23 protein-coding genes are annotated in these 25,517 nt (G+C 65.0%); 8 read left to right on the top strand and 15 right to left on the bottom strand.

Annotation, left to right across the window (positions count from 1 at the left end; translation table 11 throughout):
- Nucleotides 1–86 precede the first annotated feature (86 nt).
- The 6 genes from JQ566_RS10725 to JQ566_RS10700 form a co-directional block, all read right to left on the bottom strand.
- Nucleotides 87–1,055 carry an NAD(P)H-dependent flavin oxidoreductase gene (locus tag JQ566_RS10725; protein ID WP_212372211.1) on the bottom strand — a complete coding sequence of 323 codons (969 nt, stop codon included), beginning with the start codon at nt 1,053–1,055 and terminating at the stop codon, nt 87–89.
- Nucleotides 1,056–1,303: 248 nt separating this feature from the next.
- Nucleotides 1,304–2,704 carry an aspartate ammonia-lyase gene (locus tag JQ566_RS10720; RefSeq protein WP_212372210.1) on the bottom strand — a complete coding sequence of 467 codons (1,401 nt, stop codon included), beginning with the start codon at nt 2,702–2,704 and terminating at the stop codon, nt 1,304–1,306.
- Nucleotides 2,705–2,740: 36 nt separating this feature from the next.
- The gene (locus JQ566_RS10715; RefSeq protein WP_212372209.1) at nt 2,741–3,274 is read right to left on the bottom strand and encodes a hypothetical protein; all 534 of its coding nucleotides are present in this window, start codon (nt 3,272–3,274) and stop codon (nt 2,741–2,743) included.
- Between the two features lie 46 nt (nt 3,275–3,320).
- Nucleotides 3,321–3,923 carry a YqaA family protein gene (locus tag JQ566_RS10710; RefSeq protein ID WP_212372208.1) on the bottom strand — a complete coding sequence of 201 codons (603 nt, stop codon included), beginning with the start codon at nt 3,921–3,923 and terminating at the stop codon, nt 3,321–3,323.
- 45 nt (nt 3,924–3,968) lie between these two features.
- Nucleotides 3,969–4,373, bottom strand: a complete 405-nt coding sequence (gene hisE / locus JQ566_RS10705) for a phosphoribosyl-ATP diphosphatase (protein WP_212372207.1) — start codon at nt 4,371–4,373, stop codon at nt 3,969–3,971.
- Between the two features lie 118 nt (nt 4,374–4,491).
- Entirely contained in the window at nt 4,492–4,857 is a 366-nt protein-coding gene (locus tag JQ566_RS10700) for a hypothetical protein (protein ID WP_212372206.1), read from the bottom strand.
- A 229-nt stretch (nt 4,858–5,086) separates the two neighbouring features.
- Here JQ566_RS10700 and JQ566_RS10695 point away from each other — a divergent pair, with 229 nt between their 5' ends.
- The 5 genes from JQ566_RS10695 (at nt 5,087) to JQ566_RS10675 (ending at nt 12,212) form a co-directional block, all read left to right on the top strand.
- Nucleotides 5,087–6,136, top strand: coding sequence for an ABC transporter substrate-binding protein (locus tag JQ566_RS10695; protein ID WP_212372205.1), 1,050 nt, complete (start codon nt 5,087–5,089; stop codon nt 6,134–6,136).
- 85 nt (nt 6,137–6,221) lie between these two features.
- Nucleotides 6,222–8,018 carry a glucan ABC transporter ATP-binding protein/ permease gene (locus tag JQ566_RS10690; RefSeq protein WP_212372204.1) on the top strand — a complete coding sequence of 599 codons (1,797 nt, stop codon included), beginning with the start codon at nt 6,222–6,224 and terminating at the stop codon, nt 8,016–8,018.
- Nucleotides 8,019–8,208: 190 nt separating this feature from the next.
- The gene (locus JQ566_RS10685; RefSeq protein WP_212372203.1) at nt 8,209–9,693 is read left to right on the top strand and encodes a D-alanyl-D-alanine carboxypeptidase family protein; all 1,485 of its coding nucleotides are present in this window, start codon (nt 8,209–8,211) and stop codon (nt 9,691–9,693) included.
- 192 nt (nt 9,694–9,885) lie between these two features.
- Nucleotides 9,886–11,571 carry a long-chain fatty acid--CoA ligase gene (locus JQ566_RS10680; protein WP_212372202.1) on the top strand — a complete coding sequence of 562 codons (1,686 nt, stop codon included), beginning with the start codon at nt 9,886–9,888 and terminating at the stop codon, nt 11,569–11,571.
- 155 nt (nt 11,572–11,726) lie between these two features.
- Complete coding sequence (locus JQ566_RS10675) at nt 11,727–12,212, top strand: peroxiredoxin (RefSeq protein WP_212372201.1); 486 nt, start codon at nt 11,727–11,729, stop codon at nt 12,210–12,212.
- A 138-nt stretch (nt 12,213–12,350) separates the two neighbouring features.
- On the opposite strand, the gene rnhA is transcribed toward JQ566_RS10675, so the two are convergent.
- The 3 genes from rnhA to ispH are packed head-to-tail and all read right to left on the bottom strand — an operon-like array spanning nt 12,351 to nt 14,770.
- A complete protein-coding gene (gene rnhA / locus JQ566_RS10670) occupies nt 12,351–12,815 on the bottom strand; it encodes a ribonuclease HI (protein ID WP_212372200.1) in 465 nt (154 codons plus the stop codon).
- Nucleotides 12,812–13,795, bottom strand: a complete 984-nt coding sequence (locus JQ566_RS10665) for a homoserine kinase (RefSeq protein ID WP_212372199.1) — start codon at nt 13,793–13,795, stop codon at nt 12,812–12,814. Before JQ566_RS10665 ends, rnhA begins: the two co-directional genes overlap by 4 nt.
- Nucleotides 13,796–13,801: 6 nt before the next feature.
- Nucleotides 13,802–14,770 carry a 4-hydroxy-3-methylbut-2-enyl diphosphate reductase gene (gene ispH / locus JQ566_RS10660; protein ID WP_212372198.1) on the bottom strand — a complete coding sequence of 323 codons (969 nt, stop codon included), beginning with the start codon at nt 14,768–14,770 and terminating at the stop codon, nt 13,802–13,804.
- Between the two features lie 264 nt (nt 14,771–15,034).
- Between ispH and JQ566_RS10655 the strand changes: the two genes are divergently transcribed.
- Nucleotides 15,035–15,730, top strand: a complete 696-nt coding sequence (locus JQ566_RS10655) for a DUF1013 domain-containing protein (RefSeq protein ID WP_197966587.1) — start codon at nt 15,035–15,037, stop codon at nt 15,728–15,730.
- A gap of 155 nt (nt 15,731–15,885) precedes the next feature.
- Here the strand turns inward: JQ566_RS10655 and JQ566_RS10650 are convergent, their stop codons facing one another.
- The 5 genes from JQ566_RS10650 to JQ566_RS10630 form a co-directional block, all read right to left on the bottom strand.
- Nucleotides 15,886–16,632, bottom strand: coding sequence for an OmpW/AlkL family protein (locus JQ566_RS10650; RefSeq protein ID WP_212372197.1), 747 nt, complete (start codon nt 16,630–16,632; stop codon nt 15,886–15,888).
- A 192-nt stretch (nt 16,633–16,824) separates the two neighbouring features.
- Nucleotides 16,825–17,094: a hypothetical protein gene (locus JQ566_RS10645; RefSeq protein ID WP_212372196.1), complete on the bottom strand. Its 270-nt coding sequence runs from the start codon at nt 17,092–17,094 to the stop codon at nt 16,825–16,827.
- 238 nt (nt 17,095–17,332) lie between these two features.
- Nucleotides 17,333–19,279, bottom strand: a complete 1,947-nt coding sequence (locus JQ566_RS10640; protein ID WP_212372195.1) for a propionyl-CoA synthetase — start codon at nt 19,277–19,279, stop codon at nt 17,333–17,335.
- Nucleotides 19,280–19,628: 349 nt separating this feature from the next.
- Nucleotides 19,629–21,020 (bottom strand): tetratricopeptide repeat protein, encoded by a 1,392-nt coding sequence (locus JQ566_RS10635; protein WP_212372194.1) that lies wholly within the window; start codon nt 21,018–21,020, stop codon nt 19,629–19,631.
- Nucleotides 21,021–21,152: 132 nt separating this feature from the next.
- Nucleotides 21,153–21,911 (bottom strand): tetratricopeptide repeat protein, encoded by a 759-nt coding sequence (locus JQ566_RS10630; RefSeq protein ID WP_212372193.1) that lies wholly within the window; start codon nt 21,909–21,911, stop codon nt 21,153–21,155.
- An 82-nt stretch (nt 21,912–21,993) separates the two neighbouring features.
- Here JQ566_RS10630 and JQ566_RS10625 point away from each other — a divergent pair, with 82 nt between their 5' ends.
- Together JQ566_RS10625 and JQ566_RS10620 are read left to right on the top strand one after the other, a co-directional pair.
- A complete protein-coding gene (locus JQ566_RS10625; RefSeq protein ID WP_212372192.1) occupies nt 21,994–23,571 on the top strand; it encodes a cation:proton antiporter in 1,578 nt (525 codons plus the stop codon).
- Nucleotides 23,572–23,809: 238 nt separating this feature from the next.
- On the top strand, nt 23,810–24,580 hold the full coding sequence (locus JQ566_RS10620) for a hypothetical protein (protein ID WP_212372191.1): 771 nt from the start codon (nt 23,810–23,812) through the stop codon (nt 24,578–24,580).
- Nucleotides 24,581–24,673: 93 nt separating this feature from the next.
- On the opposite strand, the gene JQ566_RS10615 is transcribed toward JQ566_RS10620, so the two are convergent.
- Complete coding sequence (locus JQ566_RS10615) at nt 24,674–25,480, bottom strand: SDR family NAD(P)-dependent oxidoreductase (RefSeq protein WP_212372628.1); 807 nt, start codon at nt 25,478–25,480, stop codon at nt 24,674–24,676.
- Nucleotides 25,481–25,517 lie beyond the last annotated feature (37 nt).

Genomic DNA, 25,517 nt, shown 5'->3' with positions numbered 1-25,517 from the left:
GCTGATCCGGGGTCCAAGCGTTGCGACGATGGGTCCCGGCCCTGCGGAGCAATGCTACGCATTGCACCGCGTCCGGGACACGAGAACTACAACGGCGGATCGACCGCTTCGTCGTATTCCTTCTTGAGGCGCGCGATCAGCTCGGCGGCGGGCACGATGCCCTCGATGCTGCCGATGCCCTGGCCGCTTCCCCAGATCTCCTTCCAGGCCTTCGGCTTGGCACGCTCGCCGGAGGCGTCGGTGCCGAAATTCATCTTGGAGGGATCGGACGTCGGCAGATTCTCCGGATCCATGCCGGCGGCGAGGATGGAGGGCTTCAGATAGTTGCCGTGCACGCCGGTGAAGAGATTGGAATAAACGATGTCGTCGGCGCTCGAGCCCGCGATCATTTCCTTGTACTTCTCGACCGCATTGGCCTCCTTGGTCGCGATGAAGGCCGAGCCGATATACGCGAAGTCGGCCCCCAAGATGCGCGCTGCGCGGATCGCCTTGCCATTGCCAATCGCGCCCGACAGCGCGATCGGGCCGTCGAACCACTTTCGCGTTTCGGCGACGAAAGCCAGCGGCGAGATGGTGCCGGCATGGCCGCCGGCGCCGGCCGCGACCAGGATCAGGCCGTCGGCGCCCTTCTCGATCGCCTTGTGCGCGAATTTCTGGTTGATCACGTCGTGGAAGACGATGCCGCCCCAGCCGTGCACGGCCTGGTTCAGCTCCTCGCGCGCCCCTAGCGAAGAAATGATCATCGGCACCTTGTACTTGGCGCACAGCTGCATGTCGTGATCGAGCCGGTTGTTCGACTTGTGCACGATCTGGTTGACCGCGAACGGCGCCGACGGCTTGTCGGGATGCGCGCGGTCATAGGCTGCGAGCTCTTCGGTGATCCGCGCCAGCCATTCGTCGAGCAGCTCCGGCGGCCGCGCGTTCAGCGCCGGAAACGAGCCGACCACACCCGCCTTGCACTGCGCGATCACGAGATCGGGCACCGAGATGATGAAGAGCGGCGAGCCGATCACGGGGATCGACAGGCGTCCCTTGAACAAGGCAGGCATGGACATTGCGGACGATCCTCTTCTGGCGGTCAAATTGAGGTTGGAGGCCATACCAACAAGGCAATCTTTCCACTGTCAAGTATTGCGTTTTGGCGCCATTACCGCAATTCCAAACGGCGGAATTCCTTCTGCCGTCATTCCGGGGCGCGCGAAGCGCGAGCCCGGAATCCATTTCGCTATTTGCGCTGAGGCCCGATGGATTCCGGGCTCGACGCTGCGCGTCGCCCCGGAATGACGAGAGAAGAGACCAGCCCCTACCCGATCAAATCCGGATTGATCAGCCGCTCGAACGAGAACATCTCGTCCCAATTCTCCTGCGTCAGCAGTTTCCGCTCGACCACGACGATCTGGTGCAGCGACTTGCCGCTCTTGTAGCCCTCGCGCGCGATCTCGGCGCATTGCTTGTAGCCGAGCAGCGGCTTCAGCACCGTGATGATGCCGAGCGAGTTCAGCACCATGTTGCGGGTGTGCTCCTCGTTGGCGGTGATGCCGACGACGCAATTCTCGCGCAGGCTATTGACCGCGCGCTCCATGGTGCGGATCGAGAAGAACAGCGCGAACGTGATCACCGGCTCCATCACGTTGAGCTGGAGCTGGCCCGCCGAGGCCGCCAGAGTCACAGTGGTGTCGAGGCCGATGACCAGGAAGCTGGTCTGGTTGACCACCTCCGGGATCACCGGATTGACCTTGCCGGGCATGATCGAGGAGCCCGGCTGCAGCTGCGGCAGGTTGATCTCGTTGAAGCCGGCGCGAGGACCCGAGGCGAGCAGGCGGATGTCGTTGCAGATCTTCGTCAGCTTGCTCGCGGTGCGCTTCAGGACGCCGGACAATTGCACATAGGCGCCGGTGTCCGAGGTCGCCTCGACGAGGTCGCTGGCGAGAATGAACTCGACGCCGGTCAGCGCGCTGAGGTGCCGGACGGCGAGCTTGGGATAGCCGACGGCCGCGGTCACCGAGGTGCCGATCGCGGTGGCGCCGAGATTGATCTCGCGCAGCAGCGCCCGCGCCTCGGAGATGCGATCGACCTCCTCGCCGATCGTGGTGCCCCAGCCGCGGAACTCGGCGCCGAGCGACATCGGCACAGCATCCTGCAGATGCGTGCGGCCCATCTTCAGCACGCGGTCGAACTCGCGACCTTTGGCGAAGAAGGCCTCCTGGAGCTGGCGCAGCGCCGTCATGTAGCTCTCGAGCCGCAGGATCAGCGCCAGCCGAAAGGCGGTCGGATAGGTGTCGTTGGTCGACTGGCCGTAATTGACGTGATCGTTGGGACTGACGTGCTGGTAGTCGCCCTTGGCAAAGCCGAGCGCTTCCAGCGCGAGGTTGGCGATAACCTCGTTGGCGTTCATGTTGGTGGAGGTGCCGGCGCCGCCCTGGATGAAGTCGGTGACGAACTGATCCATCATGTTGCCGGCGATGACGCGGTCGCAGCCGATGATGATGGCATCCGCGACCTTGGCGTCGATCGCGCCGAGATCGCGATTGGCCATGGCAGCAGCCTTCTTGACGTAGCCAAGCGCCTTCACGAAGTAAGGCTCCTGGCTCATCGGAATGCCGGTGATGTGGAAGTTCTCCTTACCCCGGATGGTCTGGACGCCGTAGTAGATGTCGTCGGCGATCTCACGCTGTCCGAGGAAGTCCTGCTCCGTCCGGCTCATGGGCGCTCCTTGTTGCTCGCGCGCTAGGCCATCACGTCAATTCTGGCACAACGCGCTGGTCACGAAAGTATCGGTGCGGCAGTCGTCCGGTTTGCGTTGCCTGCCCGGGATGAGAACCTTGGCCGAGCATTTCTCGGCGGAGTCGGCGTTGAGGCTCTTGCCTTCCTTGTAACCCTTGCCCTGGCAGAGCTGGTCGGCGGCCTGCTTGCAGTCGGGCGCGCCGTTCGACGAGACCGGGCAGACCACGCGGCCCGACACCATGGTCGAGGGCTTGGCCAGCCGCGACAGGTCGTTCATGGTCTGGCCGGGGCTTTTGATCGGCGGCAGAATCGAGGGCAGCTTGTCGAACAGCTTGCCCATTTCGTTGATCAGCCCGGGATTTTCCTCGCCCGCCGGCGGCGCCGACGGAGCGGGTGGCGACGGCGGCGCGGTCTGCGCCCTCTGCTCCTGGAGACCGAGCGACGGCGGGGCGGATTGCGTCCATGCGGCCCCGCCGCCACCGAGCAGAAGCAGCAGCGCTGATATCAGCGTCCCGAGCCGCACGGCCGGATTGCCGGATCGAACCATCATGACGGCAACCGTAGCCGAAGCCGGCCCGGCGGCAAAGCCGCTGGCGCTAGATCAGCTTGATGGCGATGACGAAGCCGAGCACCAGCGCCGCGGCACCGACCGCGACCACGAGACCGAGATGCTTCTCGATCTTCACGCGGATCCAGTCGCCATAGCGGTTGAGCAGGATCGCGACGATGAAGAAGCGTCCGCCGCGCGCAACGACCGAGAACAGGACGAACAAGAGCAGATTGTAGCCGGCAAAGCCCGAGGTGATGGTGACGAGCTTGTACGGGATCGGCGTCAGCCCCTTGAGCAGGATGATCACCGCACCCCATTCGGCGTATTTGGCACGGAAGCCGTCGACCTGATCGCCGAGCCCGTAGAGCTGAATCAGCCAATGACCCAGCGAGTCATAGAGCAGCGCACCGATGGCGTAGCCGAGAACCCCGCCGAGCACCGAGGTCACGGTACAGACGGTTGCATAGAGCCAGGCGCGCTGCGGGCGCGCCAGGGACATCGGGATCAGCATCACATCCGGCGGGACCGGAAAGAAGGAGCTTTCGGCGAAGGACACGATGCCCATGATCCAGAGCGCGTAGGGCTTGTGGGCGGCGTCGATGCACCAGTCGTAGATACGTTTCAGCATGGCGCCGCGATGAAGCACCATGGGACGGATTTGTCCATGCCGAGATTGAGGCGAATTATGACGTTTCTAGTGGCGCTTGCGCGCGGCGCGGCCTTCGAGCGCGACAATTGGCCGCCGGGAGGCCATGCGCGGTGACGCGACTTTGGGCAGCTTCATCGGCGACTTCGGCAGCTTCTCGGCAATCCCGAGCAAGTCCTCCCGCCGCGTCATTTCCCGCCAGACGTCCTCGGGGCGTACTCCGGCCGAAGCCCACAGCACGGTGAGATTGTAGAGCAGGTCGGCGCTTTCCCGGATCACGGCCTCGCTATCGCCATTGACCGCATCGATGACGACCTCGATGGCCTCTTCGGCCAGCTTCTTTGCCATTTTGGAGGGCCCACGCTGAAACAGCCGGGCCGTGCGCGATGTTGCCGGATCAAGATCCCTGGCCGCGAGCACAGCCAGATATAGCCGCTCAAGCGAATCACTCATGGTACTCAAAACTACTCTAAACAAATGGCGGGCGTGTTAACGCGCGACAATAAAAGCAGAAAACAGGCCGGCGCGGCAAGCGCGACGGCCTGTCATGGTCAACCTTCGGGTGCCGGAGCTAGTAGCAGTTCTGGTAGTAACCCTGGCCGCAGTACTCGGACGGAGCGGTGCCGCCATAGCGCTGATACTGGAAGTTCGGGCCTGGACCATAATAGGGCCCATAGGCAGGGGCGCTGTAATAGACGGGACCGCCGTAATAGCCATAGCCCGGACCATAGTCATAGGCGTAGGCGTCACGGGTTGCGGCGATGGCAAGACCGGTACCGATGGCAGCGAAAGCCGCAGCAGCGGCCGCGCCACCGCCACCATGCCAGTGGCGGCCGCCCGCATATGAAGCGGTCGGGGCAATTGTGGTCACCGCCAGCACCGCGGCGGTGGCAAGCATGGCCTTTCGGCCCGCAAACTTGGAGAATCGCTCGAACATGTCTTGGGCCCTCCTTTGGGACCTGGAATGGACGCCTGCGGACAGGCTCATGCCTCTCAAACCCGCATTACCTAAGTTGGGTTCCCCAACCCCAACACAAGCTGAACGGGGTTGCGTAATCGTGACGCAACCGCCGCTCATCCGCCGTTCATGTTGGCGCGCGCACGCTCGTCGCGGGCCGGCGCTGCAAGCGTCACGAAACCATAACAATGCGGAACCGGCGCAATCGATGTCGGGATTCAAGACGATCGCCCTTCACTGCCTGCTGGCCCTTGCGATCTCGTTCGCCGCATTGACTGCGCGCGAGGCCACGGGGGCCGAGAGCGGCGCCCCCTCCACTGCCATCCACTTCACCTTCGACCGTCCCATTGATGCGAGCATGGCGCCGTTCTTCCTTGCGGCGAAAGACGGCAGGTTCGGCGCCGAGCGTCTCAACGTGTCCTTCAACCGTGCGAGCGGATCGCCGGAGGCGCTCGCACGCGTCGCCAAGGGCGACAGCGAGCTTGCGCTCGTCGACATCAACGAGCTGATCCGCTTTCGTGACAAGGACGACGCGGCGCCGGTCAAGGCGGTGTTCATGCTGTTCAACCGCGCGCCTTACGCGATCATCGCGCGCAGGAGCCGCGGCATCCACCTCCTGCCCGATCTCGACGGCAAGACCGTCGGCGTTGCCGACGGCGATCTATCGATGCGGCTGTGGCCGGCGCTGGCGCAGCAGAACGGCATCAAGGCATCGCGCGTCAAATTCCACAAGGTCGGCGCGGCGGTGCGCGAGCCGATCCTGTCCGCGGGACAGGTCGATGCCGTCGCCGGCTTCAGCTATATCTCGGCGGTGAATCTACGCGACCGCGGCGTGCCCGCAGCCGATCTCGTCGTGCTGCGCTATGCAGACTATGGCTGCGAAGCCTATGGCTTTGCCGTGGTGGTCAATCCGGCCTTCGCCACAGCAAAGCCGGACGCCGTGAAGGGCTTCGTCCGCGCTTTGATCGCCGGCATCAACGCCACCGTCAGGGAGCCGGGGCGTGCGGCGGAGGAGGCCGCGAGCCGCATCGAAGACCGCGACCGCAACCTCGAGCTGGAGCGCCTGCGCACCGTCCTCGCCGACAACGTCCTGACCGACGAGGTCAAGCGCAACGGCCTCGGCGGTGTCGAGCCGGCGCGCCTGGAGCGCTCGATCGACCAGATCGCGCAGGATTTCAAATTCCACAAACGGCCGGCGGCGGGCGACATCTTCGACGACCAGTTCCTGCCGGCCGTGGCGGAGCGGCTGATCAACTGAGCAAAACCAGTAGCTTCCGCTGTATCTCGCAGGCAATCCCGGCTTACAATACCGGCCCCATTAGCTGCCCGAGTTGCCAGTCCGCATGTCCATGCTCCGTCTCTACTCCCGCGTTCTCGAGCTGCTCGGCAAGGAGGCGCGGCTCGGCTGGCTGCTCGCGGTCGCCAATCTCCTGCTGGCGGGCTCGCAATTCGCCGAGCCCGTGCTGTTCGGCCGTATCGTCGACGTGCTCTCGGGCAAGACGGTGGCCGGGTCGAACTCGGCCTGGCCGTTCCTGGCCGCCTGGGTCGCGTTCGGGCTCTTCACCATCGCGTGCAGCGCGCTCGTGGCCTTGCAGGCCGACCGGCTCTCGCACCGCCAGCGCCAGGCGGTGCTGACCGACTATTTCGAGCACATCCTGCAACTGCCGTTGACCTTCCACTCCGGCACCCATTCGGGCCGGCTGATGAAGGTGATGCTCAACGGCACCGATGCGCTGTGGCGGCTGTGGCTCGGCTTCTTCCGCGAGCATTTTGCCGCGATTCTCTCGGTCGTGGTGCTGCTGCCGCTGTCGCTCTACCTGAACTGGCGGCTGGCGATCCTGCTGTTCGTGCTCTGCATCGTCTTCACGGCGCTGACGACCTTCGTGGTGCGCAAGACCTTCGGCATGCAGATGGAGGTCGAGGAGCATTACAGCGAGCTCTCCGCGCGCGCTTCGGACGCGCTCGGCAACGTCGCGCTGGTGCAGAGCTTCGTGCGCGTCGAATCCGAGGTGAAGGGACTGCGCTCCGTCGCCGACGAGCTGCTGGCCGCGCAGATGCCGGTGCTGTCCTGGTGGGCGCTGGTCACCGTCATCACGCGCGCCTCCACCACCATCACGGTGCTCGCGATCTTCACCTTCGGCATCGCGCTGCACGACCAGGGGCTCACCTCGGTCGGCGAGATCGTGATGTTCGTGAGCTTCGCGACGCTTTTGATCCAGAAGCTCGAGCAGGTCGTGAGCTTCATCAACAACGTGTTCATGGAAGCCCCGCGCCTACGCGAGTTCTTCAATGTGCTCGACGCCGTGCCCGCGGTCCACGACCGGCCCGACGCAATCGATGCCGGCAGGCTGTCGGGCCTCGTCGAGTTCAACGACGTCACGTTCTCCTATGACGGCAAGCGGCCGGCGATCGAGGACCTCACCTTCACCGCGCTGCCCGGCCAGACCATTGCGCTGGTCGGCCCGACCGGCGCCGGCAAGTCGACCGCGATTGCGCTCTTGCATCGCGCCTTCGATCCACAATCCGGCGTCATCAAGATCGACGGCATGGACGTGCGCGGCGTCACGCTGACCTCGCTGCGGCGAAACATCGGCGTGGTGTTCCAGGAAGCGCTGCTGTTCAACCGCTCGATCGAGGAGAACCTGCGCGTCGGCAAGCCGGACGCGACCGAGGCCGAGATGCGCAAGGCGGCCGAGCGCGCCCAGGCGCTCGACTTCATCGAGCGCAGCGGCGGCTTCGCGACCAATGCCGGCGAGCGCGGCCGCATGCTGTCCGGTGGCGAACGGCAGCGGCTGTCGATCGCCCGCGCGCTGCTGAAGGACCCGCCGATCCTGATCCTGGACGAAGCGACCAGCGCGCTCGACGCCGTCACCGAGGTCAAGGTGAACGCCGCTCTCGACGAAGTGATGAAGGGCCGCACCACCTTCGTGATCGCCCATCGCCTCTCCACCATCCGCAACGCCACGCGGATCCTGGTGTTCGAGAATGGACGGGTGATCGAAACCGGAACTTTCGATGAACTCGTGGCCAAAGGCGGCCATTTTGCCGAGATGGCCAAGGCCCAGTTCATGGTGCAGGAGAACGCACGGGCCAGCGTGACGGCCGCCGAGGCTGCCGCGACAGCTGCCAAATCCCCCTAGCAAGTCCCGAGAGGATCGTCGAAATTCGGCCTACTTCGTTGCGGAATACCCGCCCGGAGCCCCTGTTCTCGACGCACCAGCCGGTATAGGTTTGCGACGCCGCAAGCGGCGGCGCCGGATTTCAGAACCCGAAACTCAGATCACGAGAGCCGACCGTATCAGGCGGATCTCCCAGGACCGGAATCGGATAGTGCACGCCCTTCGCCCGCTGCTTCGCAAATCCCTGTTCAACCTGTTCGCTGCGACGCTCGCATGTGGCGCATTGCTCGCGCCGCGCGCGGCGAGCGCCGAAGCGCTGCTGCTGATCGAGGCCGACAGCGGCAAGGTGCTCCAGTCGGATAACGCGACCATCCCCTGGTACCCGGCCTCCGTCACCAAGATCATGACCGCCTATGTCACGCTGAAGGCGGTCAAGGACGGCAGGCTGACGCTCGACACGCTGCTCACGGTATCGCCGACCGCGGCCTCGCAGTCGCCCTCGAAGATGGGATTCCGCCCGGGAACGCAGGTCACGGTCGACAACGCGCTGAAGATGATGATGGTCAAGTCGGCGAACGACATGGCCGTGGTGCTCGCCGAAGGCGTCGGCGGCTCGATCGACGGCTTCTCCGCGATCATGAACGACACCGCGAGGAAGCTCGGCATGACGCAGACGAGCTACGTCAATCCGAACGGCCTGCCCGCCGACGGCCAGATCACGTCAGCGCGCGACCTCGGCATTTTGGCGCGCTCGTTCCTGCGCGACCTGCCGGAATACGAATACTTCGTGCACATCCCGGCGATCCGCTTCGGCAAGCGCACCACCGGCAATTTCAACAAGCTGATCGGCCGCTATCCCGGCGCCGACGGGTTCAAGACCGGCTTCATCTGCGCCTCCGGCTACAACCTCGTCGCTTCGGCCACGCGCAACGGCCGCCGGCTGATCGCGGTGGTGCTGGGTGCCAATTCCGGCACCGCGCGCGCGGTGAAGGCGGCGCAGCTGCTCGAGCGCGGCTTCGCTCAGGACAATCTCACCTGGCTGCGCCCCTCGCTCGGCACCGTCGACAATCTCGTGCCGGTCGACGCCACCCCGCCGAACCTGCGCGACGAGATGTGCGGCCCGCACCGCAAGCGGCCGGCCACCGACGACGACGATGCACTGATTGCGGCCAATGGCGGCGCGACCGGATCGGCCTCCGCCACCGGCGGCGAGGCCCAGGTCACCTTCTTCACGGCGGGCCTGCAGCCGCCCCTGATGAAGGCTTCCGAGCTGATGGCCTCGGCCCCGACGCCAACGGAGCCCGTGCTGGTCTATACCGGCCCGACCCGCACCGGCACCGCCCTGATCGCGGCGGTTGCCGCCGACGCCGACCAGCAGGCCGCGTCAAAGCCGCGTGGCAAGAAGTCGCGCGTCGCCAAGAAGCCCGACGCGGCTGACAAGCCGACGGACAAGCCCAAGGACGCCAAGACGGCGGCGGCGAAGCCGGACGCCAAGCAGGCTGACGGCAAGAGCGATGGTAAGACCGCGGTCAAACCGGCCGCTGCCAAGCCGGCCGGAGCCAAGCATGCTGCGGCCAAGCCCGATGCGGCCAAACCTGCCGAGAAGCCTGCGGCAGGCGGCGATCAGGCGGCAAAGCCTGCCAAGCCCAAGGCCGCGACCAAGCCCGCCGCCGCCAAGCCGGCGAACAACAGTTAACGCCCCTCGGAAATAAGCCGCAGCCCGCGCTTCGCACCTGCGGCAGCGTGGTTTGCGACGATTCCAGTAGCTACGCCCCGGCCTTTGCCCTAAGCCACGACGACTTGCCACCCGTTCCGGCAAGCTGGATACTGGCGGCAATGAGGCAAGCCCGAGACACAACGGGCTCTGGTAAATTGAGGGGAGTTCTCCATGGAGCGCATCTGGCTCAAGCAATATCCGCCCGGCGTGCCCGCCGATATCGAGCCGACGCAATACGCATCGCTGGTCGACCTGCTGGAGGAGAGCTTTACCAAGTTCGCCGACCGCAAGGCGTTCATCTGCATGGACAAGTCGATCAGCTATCGCGACCTCGACCAGATGTCGGTCGCCCTCGCCGCCTATTTGCAGGGCCGCGGGCTGCAGCGCGGCGCTCGCGTCGCGATCATGATGCCGAACGTGCTGCAATATCCGGTCGCGACCGCCGCCGTGCTGCGCGCCGGATACGCGGTCGTGAACGTCAACCCGCTTTACACCCCGCGCGAGCTCGAGCACCAGCTCAAGGATTCCGGCGCCGAAGCCATCATCGTGCTGGAGAACTTTGCCCATACCGTCGAGCAGGTGATCGCCAAGACGCAGGTGAAGCACGTCATCGTCGCCAGCATGGGCGACCTGCTCGGCTTCAAGGGCGTGATCGTCAATCTCGTCGTCCGCCGCGTGAAGAAGATGGTGCCGGCCTGGTCGCTGCCGGGCGCGGTGGCCTTCAACGACGCGCTGTCGTCCGGCCGCGGCATGGCCTTCAACAAGCCGAAGCTGTCGCCCGGCGACGTCGCCTTCCTGCAATATACCGGCGGCACCACCGGCCTCTCCAAGGGCGCCACGCTGCTCCATCGCAACATCGTCGCCAACGTCCTGCAGAACGACGCCTGGCTCCAGCCGGCGCTCGCCGCGCCGCCGCATGTCGACCAGCTCATGATCGTCTGCGCGCTGCCGCTCTATCACATCTTCGCGCTGACGGCCTGCTACCTGCTGGCGGTGCGCGCCGGCGGCTGCAATCTCCTGATCCCGAACCCGCGCGACATACCCGGCTTCATCAAGGAACTGGCGAAATACCAGGTCAACAGCTTCCCGGCCGTGAACACGCTCTACAACGGGTTGATGCACCATCCCGATTTCAAGAAGCTCGACTTCTCCAAGCTGAAGATCTCCAACGGCGGCGGCATGGCGGTGCAGCGCCCCGTGGCCGATCAGTGGAAGGCGATCACCGGCTGCTTCATTGCCGAAGGTTACGGCCTGTCGGAGACCTCGCCGACTCTGACCTGCAATCCGGCGACGGCAACGGAGTTCACGGGCACGATCGGCATCCCCGTGCCGTCGACCTGGATCTCGATCCGCGACGACGACGGCAACGAAGTCCCGCTCGGCCAGCCCGGCGAGATCTGCGCCAAGGGCCCGCAGATCATGTCCGGATACTGGAACAAGCCGGAAGAGACCGCCAAGGTGATGACCGCCGACGGATATTTCCGCACCGGCGACATCGGCGTGATGGACGAGAAGGGCTACACCAAGATCGTCGACCGCAAGAAGGACATGATCCTGGTGTCCGGCTTCAACGTCTATCCCAACGAGGTCGAGGAAGTGATTGCGAGCCATCCGGGCGTGCTGGAATGTGCCGTGATCGGCATCCCCGATTCAAAGTCCGGCGAGGCGGTGAAGGCCTTCGTCGTGAGGAAAGACCCGAACCTCACCGCCGAGGCCGTGATCGAGTTCTGTCACGAGCAGCTGACCGGCTACAAGGTGCCCAAGCACATCGAATTCCGCACCGACCTGCCGAAGACCAATGTCGGCAAGATCCTGCGCCGGCAGCTTCGCGACGAGAAGAAGGCGGAAGCAGCGTAAGGCTGCGCCTAACCACCGTCGACCCGATGGGGAGCGCTTGCGCGCCCCGTCGTCATTGCGAGCGCAGTGACCTCATCACAGCGCGGTGAAGCCGTTTCCCTCCGGCGGTAAAATGCTCTAGAACAGCCCCCGGCCCTTTCCATGGAGAAACGACGATGGCGATCCAGACTGGCGACAAGCTGCCCGAGGCGAAATTCCGCGTGATGACGGCGGACGGCCCGCAGGTGAAGACCACCGACGATATCTTCAAAGGCAAGAAGGTGGCCCTGTTCGCGGTGCCTGGCGCCTATACCGGCACCTGCCACAAGATGCATCTGCCGAGCATCTTCCTCAACGCCTACGCCATGAAGGACAAGGGCGTCGACACCATCGCCATCGTCTCCGTCAACGACGCCTTCGTCATGAACGCCTGGAAGCGCGACACCGACCAGCGCGACGAGGCGATCTTCCTCGCCGACGGCAATGCCGACTTCACCAAGGCGATCGGCATGGAGCTGGACGCCTCTGCCAACGGCCTCGGTATCCGCTCCAAGCGCTATTCGATGCTGGTCGAGGACGGCGTGGTCAAGAAGCTGAACCTCGAGGCCATGCCCGGCAAGGTCGAGGTCTCCGGCGGCGATACGCTGCTGGGGCAGCTGTAAGCTTTAGGCCCAGCTCCTTCCAAGGATGACGTCATGCCCGGGCTTGTCCCGGGCATCCACGTTCTTGGGTCATGTGCGGAAAGACGTGGACGGCCGGGTCAAGCCCGGCCATGACGGCGGAGGGAGCGCTCGCCCTCCCTAGTCCCGCACCCGCTGCTGCAGCCTTGCCTTCGCGATCCCATCCCGCGCGAGCTGATCGGCGCGCTCGTTCTCGGGGTGGCCGGCGTGGCCCTTGACCCAGTGCCAGCGGACCTCGTGCTGCTTCAGTGCGGCGTCGAGGCGCTGCCATAGCTCGACATTCTTCACCGGCTTCTTGTCGGCGGTGCGCCAGCCGTTGCGTTTCCAGCCGAAGATCCAGCCGGTGATGCCCTGCCGGACATACTGGCTGTCGGTGTAGAGATCGACCGTGCACGGCCTCTTCAGCGCCTCGAGCGCGGAGATCGCCGCCATCAGCTCCATCTGGTTGTTGGTGGTGTGGCGCTCGCCGCCGTTCAGCTCCTTCTCCTTGTCGCCGAACTTCAGGATCGCGCCCCAGCCGCCCGGCCCTGGATTTCCCGAGCAGGCGCCGTCGGTATAGATCGTGACATTGGGAAGCTCGCTCACGCCACCAGCCCCGACGGCATCAGCCCATAGTCGCGCACACTCGTCACGCTCTGGTGGAAGCGCAGCTTGCGGAAATATTCCAAGGGATCCTTCGGCTTGACCAGCGCGCCGGGCGGCACGTTGAGCCAGTCGACCAGCCGCGTCAGCAGGAAGCGGATCGCAGCGCCGCGCGCCAAGAGCGGCAGCGCCGCCTCTTCCGCCTCTGTGAGCTTGCGCACGCGGCCATAGGCGTTGAGGAAGGCGCGCGCCTTGGTGACGTTGAAGGAGTGATCCGGCTCGAAGCACCAGGCGTTGAGGCAGATCGCGACGTCATAGGCCAGCATGTCGTTGCAGGCGAAGGTGAAGTCGATGATCCCTGAGAGCTTGTCGCCGAGGAAGAAGACGTTGTCGTTGAAGAGGTCGGCGTGGATCACGCCCTCTGGCAAGTTGGTCGGCCAGATCCCGCTGGAGAGATAATCGAGCTCGGCGGCGAGAAACGCACGCAGGCCGGGCTGCACCTCGTCGGCACGGCTTGACGCCGCGTCGAACAGCGGACGCCAGCCCGCGACCGACAGCGCATTGGCGCGCTGAATCGCGAAATTGGCGCCGGCCAGATGCATCCGGGCCAGCCCCTCGCCGACGCCGGCGCAATGGGTCGCGTTCGGCTTGCGCGGCCAGACGCCTTCGAGAAAGGTGATGATCGCGGCGGGGCGGCCCGACAGCTCGCGCAAAGCTTCGCCGTCTCGTCCCCTCACCGGCAGCGGGCAATTGACGCCGTGCTCGGCGAGATGCGTCATCAGCGCGAGGAAGAACGGCAGATCGTTCTTCGCCACGCGCTTCTCATAGAGCGTGAGAATGAACGAGCCCTTGCTGGTGTGCAGCAGGAAGTTGGAATTCTCGACACCCTCGGCGATGCCCTTGTAGGAGAGCAATTCGCCGAGATCATATTGTTTCAGGAAATCCGCAAGCTCGTCGGCGGCGACGTCGGTATAGACCGCCATAGAGGTCTACTCGGCGGCGGCTTCGGGGCGCACCTGACGTGGCAGCGGGAAGAACTCGTTCTCCTCCGCGGCCGAGACCGTCTCCACGTGCAGCGTGTAGCGCTCGGCAAAGGCGTCCATGATCTCCTCGACGATCACTTCCGGCGCGGAGGCGCCCGCGGTGATGCCGAGGCTGGCGATGTTGCCGAACTTGCCCCAGTCGATGTCGGTGGCGCGCTGCGCCAGCACCGCGATCTTGCAGCCCTCGCGCTCGGCGACCTCGCGCAGGCGCTGCGAGTTCGACGAATTGGGAGCACCGACAACGATGAGCGCGTCCACCACCGGTGCCACCTTCTTCACCGCAAGCTGGCGGTTGGTGGTGGCGTAGCAGATGTCTTCCTTGTGCGGGCCGTTGATGTTCGGGAAGCGCTCCTTGAGCAGCGCGACGATCTCCGCGGTGTCGTCGATCGACAGCGTGGTCTGGGTCACGAAGGCGAGGTTGTTGGGGTCCTTCGGCGTGATGGTCTTGGCGTCCTCGGCGGTCTCGATCAGGGTCACGGCGCCGGGCGGAAGCTGGCCGAGCGTGCCGACCACCTCGGGATGGTGGGAGTGGCCGATCAGGAAGATCTCGCGGCCGCGCTTGAAGTGGATCGCAGCCTCGCGATGCACCTTGGTCACCAGCGGGCAGGTCGCATCCAGCGAAAACAGATTGCGGGACTGGGCGTCGGCCGGAACCGATTTCGGCACGCCGTGGGCCGAGAACACCACCGGGGCGGTGGTATTCTCCGGGATTTCAGCCAGTTCCTCGACGAAGATCGCGCCCTTCTTCTTCAACCCGTCGACGACGTACTTGTTGTGCACAATCTCATGGCGAACATAGACGGGGGCGCCGTACTTATCGAGCGCCCGTTCCACGGTGTCGATCGCCCGGACCACCCCGGCACAAAAGCCGCGGGGAGAACAAAGCACGATCTTGAGGTCTGGTTTGGCTGACATTGAGCAATCTCGGGACCGAATCACCCGTTTCGCCTTCTGGCGGGGGCGGTCGATGGATGGAATAGGGCTTAAAACTGTCGGCTTGAACCTTACAGCGGTTCAAAGGGAATTGGGCCCCCTTTCGGGCGGTGTCAAGGCACTATCTATAGCAGAACCATTGCATGGCCAGCCCCTCCGGGCTTATATAGCGCGAATTCCCTGTCATCGCTGATGACCACCGGTTTCGCCTCCAGAGGGGTGGGCGAAGCACAAAGGAGATTTGCCATGAGCAACGCACCTCTGATGCCCAAGGCGACCGCCGTCTGGCTGCTCGACAACACCGCGCTGACCTTCGACCAGGTCGCCGATTTCACCAAGATGCATCCCCTCGAGGTGCGCGCCATCGCCGACGGCGACGCGGCCCAGGGCATCAAGGGCATGGATCCCCTCTCCAACGGCCAGCTGACCCGCGAGGAGATCGAGAAGGGCGAGAAGAACCCGGACTACCGGCTCCGCCTTCAGGAGAGCAAGGTGGTGCTGCCGCCCCAGCCCAAGCGCAAGGGACCGCGTTACACCCCGGTGTCGCGCCGCCACGAGCGTCCGAGCGCCATCCTCTGGCTGCTGCGCAGCCATCCGGAACTCAAGGACGCCCAGATCATGCGGCTGGTCGGCACCACCAAGAGCACCATTGCCAGCGTGCGCGACCGCACCCACTGGAACACGTCCCAGCTCACCCCGATCGACCCCGTCACCCTCGGCCTCTGCTCGCAGATCGAACTCGATTTCGAGGTGCAGCGCGCCGCCAAGGAAAAGCCGATCGACGCAACCTATGGCGGCGCGACCCTGCTGCCGGCCTCCGAGACCACCCGCAAGGACGAGTACGAGCCCGCGGAGAAGTCCAGCGACGATCTCAACGTCGACGCCGTGTTCGCCAAGCTGAAGACGCTCGGCGGCAAGAAGCACGAAGACGAGGAGGAGTAGTTCCTCTCTCTTTCTTCGTTCGGTGCAAACGCAAAAAGCGCGGCAGGGAAACCTGCCGCGCTTTTGGTTTGTGTACCTCCACCCTCGGTGGTCGTCCCCGCGTTCGGGACGACCACGGAATTTGTCGCGGCGCCAATGCCCTCTTTTGGCGTCCCTCAGAACTTGTACGTCACACCTGCGCCGACCAGCCACGGATCGATATGCGCGGTGCCGGTGACCGGCAGGCCGGACACGGTCGCGCTGTAGTCAGGACGCAGCCAGAGCTTCTTGACGTCGACGTTGAGACCCCAGTGCCGGTCGATCATGTAGTCGAAGCCGAACTGGACGGCGCCGCCCCAGGCGTTGCTGACGTGCAGGTTCGTGGTGGTGGCGACGATCGCGGGCGGTCCGACGATGGCGGCCGGCGCGTTGGCGGCGGAGTTGTTGAAGAACACGGTGTAGTTCACGCCCGCGCCGATATAGGGCTTGAACGCGCCGAAATTGTCGAAGTGATATTGCAGCGTCAGCGTCGGCGGCAGCAGCGTGGTCTTGCCGATCGGCAGGTTCGCGAGCGAGCCGGTGCCGCTGATCGAGTGCCTGGTCACGCCGAGGATCAGCTCGGCCGCGATGTTCCTGGTGAAGAAATAGCTGATGTCGAGCTCGGGGACGACCTGGTCGCTGATCGAGAGGCCGGAATTCGGTGACGACAGCGAAGGCACGCCCGCGACGTTGACGGTGCTCCCGCCTGCATCCGGCAACACGCCGAGCACCCGCAGGCGCACCATCCACGGATTGAACGCCTCCACCGGCGGCGGCGCCTTCTTGTAGACCGGCAGATCAGCAGCCTGCACTGATGCAAGAGTGCCCACGAGCATCGCGCCAATCGTGGCGAGCCGCGCCAGATTTCTTGTCGTTCTCTGCATTTCAATCCCCTTCAGCCATCTCTCGCGCGTCGTTGCGCAACATCAGCGTCAGAGCAGAAAGGGGATGGTGAAGGATTTGATGCCGATCAAATCAGGACAAACGCGACACGATTTGGCCGTGGCGTTGCAGATGTGTCACGGAAAGCGCGAATGCGAGCTACGTGGCGCGGCAACATAGTGCCGCACCTCTCATCACGGCCGCTCGGGATGGTTCAGCATGTACTCGCCGAGGTCTCGCTGGCGGCGGTCGGCCCGGGCGGTGGCGGCGTTGCGCTGGACGTCGCGGTCCTTGCGGCAGGCCACATATTCCGGCGAGCCCTGCGCATAGCCGCGGCTCTGGCAGACCGCGTCGTCATCGTCGCCGCCCACCGCCACCGGCGTCTGGTAGCGCGCCGAGCAGGCGGAGAGAGCGATGGCGAGAGCTAAAGCGATCAGCAGGCGTGGCGCGGCGGCGAGTGGCATACGAGGTCCCCTATCGGCCGGCCCTGTTTAGCGCGGAATGCGGAGAATGTAAGTCCTCGGGCGCCGTTCCCCGCTCGCTGTCATTCCCCGCGAAGGCGGGGAATCCAGTACGCCGCGGCGGACATTGGGTCACACAATTGCCGCGCGAAGTACTGGATCACCCGCCTTCGCGGGTGATGACAGCGGAGGTTGGGATGCGCCGTCGCGCCTCACTGGCCCGGCGACCGAAGCGCAAACCTCACACCCGTCCCTTCAGCGCCTCCCCGATCTCGTCGAGCGCCTTGGGATCCTCGATCGTCGCCGGCATGGTCCAGGATTCGCCATCGGCGATCTTCTTGATGGTGCCGCGCAGGATCTTTCCGGAGCGCGTCTTGGGCAGGCGGCCGACGGTGATGGCGAGCTTGAAGGCGGCGACCGGGCCGAGCTTGTCGCGGACCAGTGCGACGATCTCCTTCTCGATCTCGGCGGGCGGGCGCTTCACGCCGGCCTTGAGCACCAGGAAGCCGCAGGGCACCTCGCCCTTGATCGCATCCTTGACGCCGAGCACGGCGCATTCGGCGACATCCGGATGCGAGGCCAAAATCTCCTCCATGCCGCCGGTCGACAGGCGATGGCCGGCGACATTGATGATGTCGTCGGTGCGGCCCATCACCCAGACATAGCCGTCCTCATCCTTGTAGCCGGCATCGGAGGTCTTGTAGTAGCCGGGGAATTCGGTGAGGTAGCCTTCTTTAAAGCGCTCGTCCTGATTCCAGAGCGTCGGCAGGCAGCCCGGCGGCATCGGCAGCTTGATGACGATCGAGCCCATGGTGTTGGCTGCGACCGGCTTTGCCGCTTCATCGACGACATCGACCTGGTAGCCCGGCATCGGCACCGTCGGCGAGCCGTGCTTCACCGGCAGCATGCCGAGGCCGACCGGATTGCCGGCGATGCACCAGCCGGTCTCGGTCTGCCACCAATGGTCGATCACCGGCACCTTCAGCTGCTGCTCCGCCCATTCCACCGTCGGTGGATCGGCACGCTCGCCGGCGAGGAACAGCGTGCGGAACTTGGAGAGATCGTACTGCCGGATGAACTTTCCTTCGGGATCCTCTTTCCGGATCGCGCGGAACGCGGTCGGCGCGGTGAAGAAGGCCACCGCCTTGTGCTCGGAGATCACGCGCCAGAACGCGCCGGCATCGGGCGTGCCGACCGGCTTGCCCTCGTACATGATCGAGGTCGCGCCATGAAGCAGCGGCCCGTAGACGATGTAGCTGTGGCCGACCACCCAGCCGATGTCGGAGCCGCACCACCAGACCTCGCCCGGCTTGACGCCGTAGAGGTTGAACATCGACCATTTTATCGCAACCAGATGGCCGCCATTGTCGCGCACGACGCCCTTCGGCACGCCGGTGGTGCCGGAGGTATAGAGGATGTAGAGCGGATCGGTGGCGGCGACAGGCACGCAAGCCGCCTTCTTGCCGTCGTTCAGCGCCTTGCGGCGCAGGCTCGCCCAGTCGTAGTCGCGGCTCGGCGTCATCTCACAGGTGAGCTGCGGACGCTGCAGCACGATGCAGGCCTTCGGCTTGCTGCCGGCAAGCCTGATCGCCTCGTCGAGCAGCGGCTTGTATTGCACGATGCGGCCGGGCTCGATGCCGCAGCTCGCGGAGAGGATCAGCTTCGGTTGCGCATCGTCGATGCGGGTGGCGAGCTCCTTCGCGGCAAAGCCGCCGAACACCACCGAGTGCACCGCACCGAGCCGCGCGCAGGCGAGCATCGCGACCACCGCCTCCGGCACCATCGGCATGTAGAGAAGGACACGATCGCCCTTGCCGACACCGAAGTCCTGCATGACGGCGGCGAGCGCCTGGACCTCGTTCAGCAGTTCGGCATAGGTGAGCTTGGTGACCGAATTGGTCAACGGCGAATCATGGATCAGCGCGACCTGGTCAGCGCGGCCGCCCTCGACGTGGCGGTCGAGCGCGTTGTAGCAGGTGTTGACGACGCCGCCGGCAAACCAGCGGCCGTAGGGTCCTTGCGAAGGATCGAAGATCTTCGTCGCAGGCTCGATCCAGTCGATCTCCTTCGCCGCCTCGGCCCAGAAGCCTTCGGGATCGGCCAGCGAGCGCGCATGGACCTCATGATAACGACTTTTGCCGTCGACGTTTCCCTGGACGTTCCCTTGGACGTTTCCTTGGACGTTCATTCCCGCGCTCCCGTGCCTTTATTCGCCTGGCCCCGACCCTTGTGGCAGGACAGGCGCCCCGCCATGACCAGGATCAATTGCCGGCCTTGTTGTGGGCCTATTTTCGCGGGAACGGGCCGCGGTTCAAGCTGAAAAGGATGGGCCTTTTGAAGGAGCCGCATCGGCGGTGCGCTCCCTCGCCCCGTTCTTACGGGGCCGCGACGAGCTCCGCTCGCGCTGAGAGGGCTGGGGTGAGGGGCTGCATCGGCGAATACGGTGAGAGATGAGTTCGCGGAGAGCCCCCCTCACCCGGAATTTGCTAATCGCAAATTCCGGCCTCTCCCTGCATGCGGGGAGAGGCGAAGAACGCCTAGCTCTCCATCGCGTTCAATCGCTGTAACCGCTCCTGCATGACTTTCTTCAAATCATGGCCGGGGCGACGGAAACTCGCATCGCGCGTGGCGAGGAAATCGCGCTGGGACTTACGCAGGCTGTCTGCGGAGCGCCTGCTCGCGGATTTCAGCACACGCTCGTAAGCCTCGGCGATCTGGCGGTCGAGCACGCCGAGCTGCGGATCGGCGCAGATCACCTTCTCGACCTCGCGCTTGGCGGTGGTGCAATCGAAGGACGGACCGCTATCGTCGGCCGAGCGCGCATGCATCGGGCCCGGGGACGCCGCACCGAACCTGGCGATCTCGGCGATCATGCTGCGGCGGCCGTTCGCCGCATTCTCGTTGCCGGGATCCAGCTTGAGCGCCGTCTCATAATCGGCCAGCGCCTTCTTCCGCTCCCCCATCTTCTTGTAGAGCACCGCGCGGTTGTTGTAGGTTTTTGCGAAATTCGGATCGAGCTTCAGCGCAGCCTCGTAGTCGCTCAGCGCTGCCCCGAGCTCGCCCTTGAACTGGTAGGAATCGCCGCGGTTGGTCAGGAAGTTGGCGCGCTGCTCCCGCCGGATCGCCTGGTCGTAATCGGCAATCGCCTTGTCGTACTCGCCCATCGCCGCATAGGTCAGGCCGCGGTTGTCGTAATATTCCGGCGCCTTCGGATCGAGCCTGATCGCCTCGCCGTCATCGGCGACCGCCTTGTCGAGCTGGCCCAGCTTCTTATAGGCCGCACCGCGATTGGTATAGGTGCGCGCGCGGTTGGGATCGAGCCGCAGCGCCTCGTCGAAATTCCTGATCGCCTTCTCGTTGTCGCCGCCGAGATAATAGGCCACGCCGCGGTCGGACCAGGCTTGCGCATCGTCCGGCTTCAGCTTGATCGCCTGGTCGTAATCGGCGAGCGCGCGGTCGAGCCGGCGCTGATTGGTGTAGACGACGCCGCGCAGCTCGTAAGCTTCGGCATCCTGCGGATCGAGCTCGATCGCCTTGGTCAGATCCGCCGCGGCGCGATTGAGGTCGCCGCCGGCCTCGCGCAACAGGTCGCCGCGCACGCGCCAGGCCTTTGCATTCTTGCCGTCGAGCGCGATGGCGCGGTCCAGATCCCGCAGCGCCTGTGACTGGCCTCCGAGGGTTCGCGCATTGGCTTCGGCGCGGACGACGAGGGCCGCGCTGCGATCGGAGGTCGGATTTGCGGTCTGGTCGATGATGGCGCTGCATGCCGGGATCAACTCGGCCGGGTCAGCCTTGCTGCCCAGCACGCATTCGGTGCTCGCCGAGGCTGGGGCCGCGAGAACAAGACTCATTGCCGCGCCAAGGAAGAAGGCGCGAAGCGAGATCTTGGCAGGCGAAGGCGCTTGCGCGGAGGCTTGAGTGCCGCACATGACATAGGGCTCCGTGACGTCGGGTTCTCACCGTTGTCGCAGCTGGCAAGGGATGGGTTCAAACCGGGCCTGTCGTCAGGGGTGGGCGGTGCCTGCACTCCCTCGCCCCGCTTGCGGGGAGAGGCGAAGGACTCAATACCCATCCACCCCATTCAGCCGCCGCAGGCGCTCCTGCATCGCCTTCTTCAGGTCGTAGCCCGGCCGGCCGAAATCGGCATTGCGGCGCGCAATGAACTCGTCCTGCTCGCGCTGGAGCGCCTTCACTTCAGCCGCATTGCGCGCCTCCCGGATCGCACGGGCATTGGAGGCAAAAACCTCACGATCGAGATCGGCGAGCTCGCGATTGCCGCAGATCGCCCTTTCCACCGCGCGACGCGCTCGCGCGCAATTGAAGCTGGGCTTGCCGGCGACCGCCATCTGCGCGCCGATCCGCTCGATCTCGCGCGCCATCGCCTTGTGATTGGCCTTGGCCTTCGCGTGGTCCGGATCGATCCTGAGCGCCGCACCGAAATCCTGCACCGCCTTGGGCTTGTCGCCCTTCTTCAGCCATAGCTCGCCGCGCGCATTGAAAATATCCGCAAGGCCCGGGTCGAGCAACAAAGCACGGCTGTCGTCGGCGATGGCACGGTCGACCTGGTCGTGCCGCGCATAGAGCGCGCCGCGCGCGATGAGTGCCTTGATCAGGTCACCCTTCGCCGTCTTCTCATTGTCGATCACGGCGGCGCAGGCAGTGGCTGCCTGGTCCATGTCATCAGCCGCGGCCGCCGCGAGGCAGGGCGCGACATCGACCTGCGTCACGGCCGACGGCTCGCCGCCGGTCGCAGCATCGGCCGGGGCCAGCGAGAGTGCGTAGAGCAGCCCGGAGCCGAACAGGTGAATGAGAAAACGCATGCTCGTTGCAGTTGGAGATCTTGTCTTGAGGTCTTGCGTTGGGGCCGTACTATCCATCATGCGGCCAGATTGGTGCTAGCTTGTGGCGCGGCTCAAACCGGCTTCGGGAATCATCGTGTCGACATTCGAATGGATCATCGCGCTGCTGCTCGGCGCTGTTGCCTTATCGGCGCTGGCGCGGCGGATCAAGGTCCCCTACCCGACCTTTCTCGCCATCGGCGGCGCGCTGATCGCCTTCGTGCCGTCGAGCCCGTCCTGGACGCTGGAGCCGGACCTGGCCTTGGCGCTTTTTGTCGCACCGGTCCTGCTCGATGCCGCCTTCGACACCTCGCTGCGCGATCTGCGCAACAACTGGGTTCCGGTCTCCACCCTGGTCGTCGCCGCGGTCGGCCTGACCACGGCGGGCGTCGCCTATGTCGCGCATCGGTTGATGCCCGACATGCCATGGGCCGCCGCGGTTGCACTCGGCGCCATCGTGGCGCCGCCGGATGCGGCCGCCGCGGTCGCGATCCTGAGTCAGGTCAAGCTGCCCCACCGCATGGTCAAGGTGCTGGAGGGCGAGAGCCTGCTCAACGACGCCAGCGCGCTTCTGATCTATCGCATCGCCGTCGGCGCGGTTGCCACCGAGCATCTGACCTGGAGCCAGGTCGCGCCGACCATGGCGCTGGCCCTGGTCGGCAGCGTCATCGCCGGACTGCTCGCAGCCCGCCTCATCTCGCCCATCATGGAGCGCGTGACGGAAGCCCCGAGCGCGATCATCGTTCAGTTCGCCACCACCTTCATGATCTGGATCGGTGCCGAGCATCTCGGCCTGTCCGGCATCCTCACCATCGTGATCTACGCCATTGCCCTCGCGCGCACCGCGCCGGCGCGGATGCCGGCACGGCTGCGAGTGCCGTCCTATGCGGTCTGGGAGACGATGGTGTTCGTGCTCAACGTGCTCGCCTTCATGCTGATCGGCATGCAGATGCGGCCGATCTGGACGCGGCTCGATGCCGACGTGCGCTGGGAATATTGCGTGGCTGCCGTCTGGATCCTGCTCACGGTAATCCTGGTGCGCCTCGGCTGGGTGACGTTCTATCGCACGACCTTGCGTGTGCTGGTGGCGCAGGGGATCTATCATCCGAAGGATCCCAGGGCCGTCGCCTCGCCCAAGGGCGGCCTCATCATCTCCTGGTGCGGCATGCGCGGCCTTGTCACGCTCGCCACCGCCTTTGCCCTGCCGGAGAATTTTCCCTATCGCGACTTCATCGTCTTCATCGCCTTTGCGGTGGTGCTGGGATCGCTGGTGATCCAGGGCCTGACGCTGCGGCCGCTGATCCTCGCCTTCGACCTCAAGGACGATGATCCCGTTGGCATCGAGGTCGCCCGCGGGCGCGCGGTCGCCTATCGCGCCGCGCTCGATGCGATCGAGAGCGATCCGTCGGAGGAGGCGGAGATCCTGCGGCTCGAATATCGCGCCATCCTGATGCAGACCGAGACCGATCCGAACGGCGGCATTGCCAACGGCGAATTGCCCGCCGATCCCCTGCGCCGCCGCGCCATCGAAGCGGCGCGCAAATCGATCTTCGATCTCCGCGCCACCGAGGTGATCGGCGACGATGCTTTTCACCGGCTCGAAGAGGAGCTCGATCGCGCCGAGCTGAGCGCGGGGGGATGAGGCTCGCGGCAGCTACAAGCTCCGCTGTCGTCCCGGACAAGCGCGCCCAAAGCGCGCGCAGATCCGGGACCCATAGCCACGAAATTGTGTTTGGCGAAGACTCGGAGTTGCCAGCGAGCGACACACACAATCCCGGGGTTATGGGTCCCGGATCTGCGCTTGCGCTTGTCCGGGACGACACCGGAGGGTGGACGACAGCGAGTTTGAACCAAACGCCACCTTTCCAGACTCACTGCTGATGACGACCCTGATCGACGACCGTCGTGTTCGCGCGCGTGATGCGTCGCCTGCACGATATTTTTATTTCCACATGGCCCTGGCCTGCGCGGCCACCGCCTTTCTCGGCTTCGCACCGACCTATTGGGTGCCGCTCGCCCAGCGGACCTTCTCCGCAAGTCCCGTGATTCACTTTCACGGACTTTTGTTCTTCACCTGGTCGCTTTATTTCGTGCTCCAGACCTGGCTCGCGGCCTCGGGCCGCGTGGTCAATCACCGTTCGCTCGGCATCGCCGGCGTATCGCTCGCGACGGCGATGACGATCTTCGGCTTCCTCGCCTCCGTGCACGTGATGCAACATTCCGCCGCGCTCGGGCAGAAGGACGCCGGCATCGGCTTCTCGATCGTGCCGATGAGCGGAATCGCGTTCTTCGCCGTGGTGTTCGTGCTGGCGATCATGAACACGCGCAGGCCCGAGATTCACAAGCGCCTGATGCTGCTGGCGGCGGTCTCGATCCTCGATGCCGCGATCGCGCGCTGGTTCCTGACCTTCCTCGCACCTCCCGGACCGCCCGGTCCGCCGCCGGTGCCCGTGACGATTGCGCCGGCTGTCGTCGCCGCCCTTCTGCTCGTCGTCGCCATGGTGCGCGACTGGCGCACCGAAGGGCGCGTGCATCCGGTCTACATCACCGGCACGCTCGCGCTTTTGGCGGTGAAGGTGCTGAACTGGCCGGTCAGCGAAACGGCCGCATGGCATGCGTTTGCCGGCGGGATCCTGGCGCTGGCGCAGTAATCACCGCTGTCGTCCCGGACAAGCGCAGCTCCAGAAAACGCGCAGCGTTGACTGGAGCGGAGCGCCGATCCGGGACGACGGTCGAGATTGGAATTACGCCCCCGCCTTGCAGGTGATCCCGCCGTCCACCACGAGCTCGATGCCCGTCACATATTTCGACTCGTCCGAGGCCAGGAACAGCGCTGCGTTGGCGACGTCGAAGGCATCGCCCATGTGGCCCATCGGCACTTGTGCGTCGCGTGCGCGCCACATCGCCTCGACGTCGCCCTTGGCGTAGCTGGCGGCAAGGCCGGCGGAGTGCTCGACCATCGGCGTCTTCATCAGGCCGGGCAGGATCGCGTTCACGCGCACATGATGGCGCGCAAACTCGATCGCCGTGGTGCGCGTCATCTGGTTCATCGCCGCCTTCGAGGTGCCGTAGGTGACGTAGGAGATGCCCATATGGCGGATCGAGGCGATCGACGAGATGTTGATGATCGAACCGCCGCCTTGCTTCACCATCACGGGAATGACGTGCTTCATGGCGAAATAGGCGCTCTTGAGGTTGACGCTGAAGACGCGGTCCCAGCTCTCCTCGCTCACCTCGACCACGCTGCCCATCTCGGCGATGCCGACATTGTTGTCGAGCACGTCGATGCGGCCATAGGCCTTCAGGCACGCCGCCACCATCGCCTCGATCTCGGCAGGCCGCGAGACGTCGGCCGTGAACGCGGTCGCCTTGCCGCCTTCGCCGGTGATGATCTTCGCGGTCTCCTCGGCCGCGGCGCCGTTGCGGTCGACGCAAAACACCTGCGCGCCCTCGCGCGCGAACGTCACCGCGGTCGCCTTGCCGTTGCCCCAGCCCGGTCCGATCGAGCCGGCCCCCACCACCATCGCAACCTTGCCCTTGAGCCGATCCATCATGTGTTTCCCTTGTTGTTATTCTTCTTGTAGCCCG

Origin of the sequence: Bradyrhizobium sp. SZCCT0231, assembly GCF_018130245.1 — a bacterium.
In the GTDB taxonomy this organism is placed as follows: domain Bacteria; phylum Pseudomonadota; class Alphaproteobacteria; order Rhizobiales; family Xanthobacteraceae; genus Bradyrhizobium; species Bradyrhizobium japonicum_F.
The sequence above is the reverse complement of the archived record's forward strand: the minus strand, read 5'-3'. Positions and strand labels throughout refer to the sequence as shown.

Bases quoted from the DNA above. Each gene is read 5' to 3' on its own strand.
- JQ566_RS10725 (WP_212372211.1), bottom strand. From the start codon at position 1,055: ATGTCCATGCCTGCCTTGTTCAAGGGACGCCTGTCGATCCCCGTGATC.
- JQ566_RS10720 (WP_212372210.1), bottom strand. From the start codon at position 2,704: ATGAGCCGGACGGAGCAGGACTTCCTCGGACAGCGTGAGATCGCCGAC.
- JQ566_RS10715 (WP_212372209.1), bottom strand. From the start codon at position 3,274: ATGATGGTTCGATCCGGCAATCCGGCCGTGCGGCTCGGGACGCTGATA.
- JQ566_RS10710 (WP_212372208.1), bottom strand. From the start codon at position 3,923: ATGGTGCTTCATCGCGGCGCCATGCTGAAACGTATCTACGACTGGTGC.
- hisE (WP_212372207.1), bottom strand. From the start codon at position 4,373: ATGAGTGATTCGCTTGAGCGGCTATATCTGGCTGTGCTCGCGGCCAGG.
- JQ566_RS10700 (WP_212372206.1), bottom strand. From the start codon at position 4,857: ATGTTCGAGCGATTCTCCAAGTTTGCGGGCCGAAAGGCCATGCTTGCC.
- JQ566_RS10695 (WP_212372205.1), top strand. From the start codon at position 5,087: ATGTCGGGATTCAAGACGATCGCCCTTCACTGCCTGCTGGCCCTTGCG.
- JQ566_RS10690 (WP_212372204.1), top strand. From the start codon at position 6,222: ATGTCCATGCTCCGTCTCTACTCCCGCGTTCTCGAGCTGCTCGGCAAG.
- JQ566_RS10680 (WP_212372202.1), top strand. From the start codon at position 9,886: ATGGAGCGCATCTGGCTCAAGCAATATCCGCCCGGCGTGCCCGCCGAT.
- JQ566_RS10675 (WP_212372201.1), top strand. From the start codon at position 11,727: ATGGCGATCCAGACTGGCGACAAGCTGCCCGAGGCGAAATTCCGCGTG.
- JQ566_RS10665 (WP_212372199.1), bottom strand. From the start codon at position 13,795: ATGGCGGTCTATACCGACGTCGCCGCCGACGAGCTTGCGGATTTCCTG.
- ispH (WP_212372198.1), bottom strand. From the start codon at position 14,770: ATGTCAGCCAAACCAGACCTCAAGATCGTGCTTTGTTCTCCCCGCGGC.
- JQ566_RS10655 (WP_197966587.1), top strand. From the start codon at position 15,035: ATGAGCAACGCACCTCTGATGCCCAAGGCGACCGCCGTCTGGCTGCTC.
- JQ566_RS10650 (WP_212372197.1), bottom strand. From the start codon at position 16,632: ATGCAGAGAACGACAAGAAATCTGGCGCGGCTCGCCACGATTGGCGCG.
- JQ566_RS10645 (WP_212372196.1), bottom strand. From the start codon at position 17,094: ATGCCACTCGCCGCCGCGCCACGCCTGCTGATCGCTTTAGCTCTCGCC.
- JQ566_RS10640 (WP_212372195.1), bottom strand. From the start codon at position 19,279: ATGAACGTCCAAGGAAACGTCCAAGGGAACGTCCAGGGAAACGTCGAC.
- JQ566_RS10635 (WP_212372194.1), bottom strand. From the start codon at position 21,020: ATGTGCGGCACTCAAGCCTCCGCGCAAGCGCCTTCGCCTGCCAAGATC.
- JQ566_RS10630 (WP_212372193.1), bottom strand. From the start codon at position 21,911: ATGCGTTTTCTCATTCACCTGTTCGGCTCCGGGCTGCTCTACGCACTC.
- JQ566_RS10620 (WP_212372191.1), top strand. From the start codon at position 23,810: ATGACGACCCTGATCGACGACCGTCGTGTTCGCGCGCGTGATGCGTCG.
- JQ566_RS10615 (WP_212372628.1), bottom strand. From the start codon at position 25,480: ATGGATCGGCTCAAGGGCAAGGTTGCGATGGTGGTGGGGGCCGGCTCG.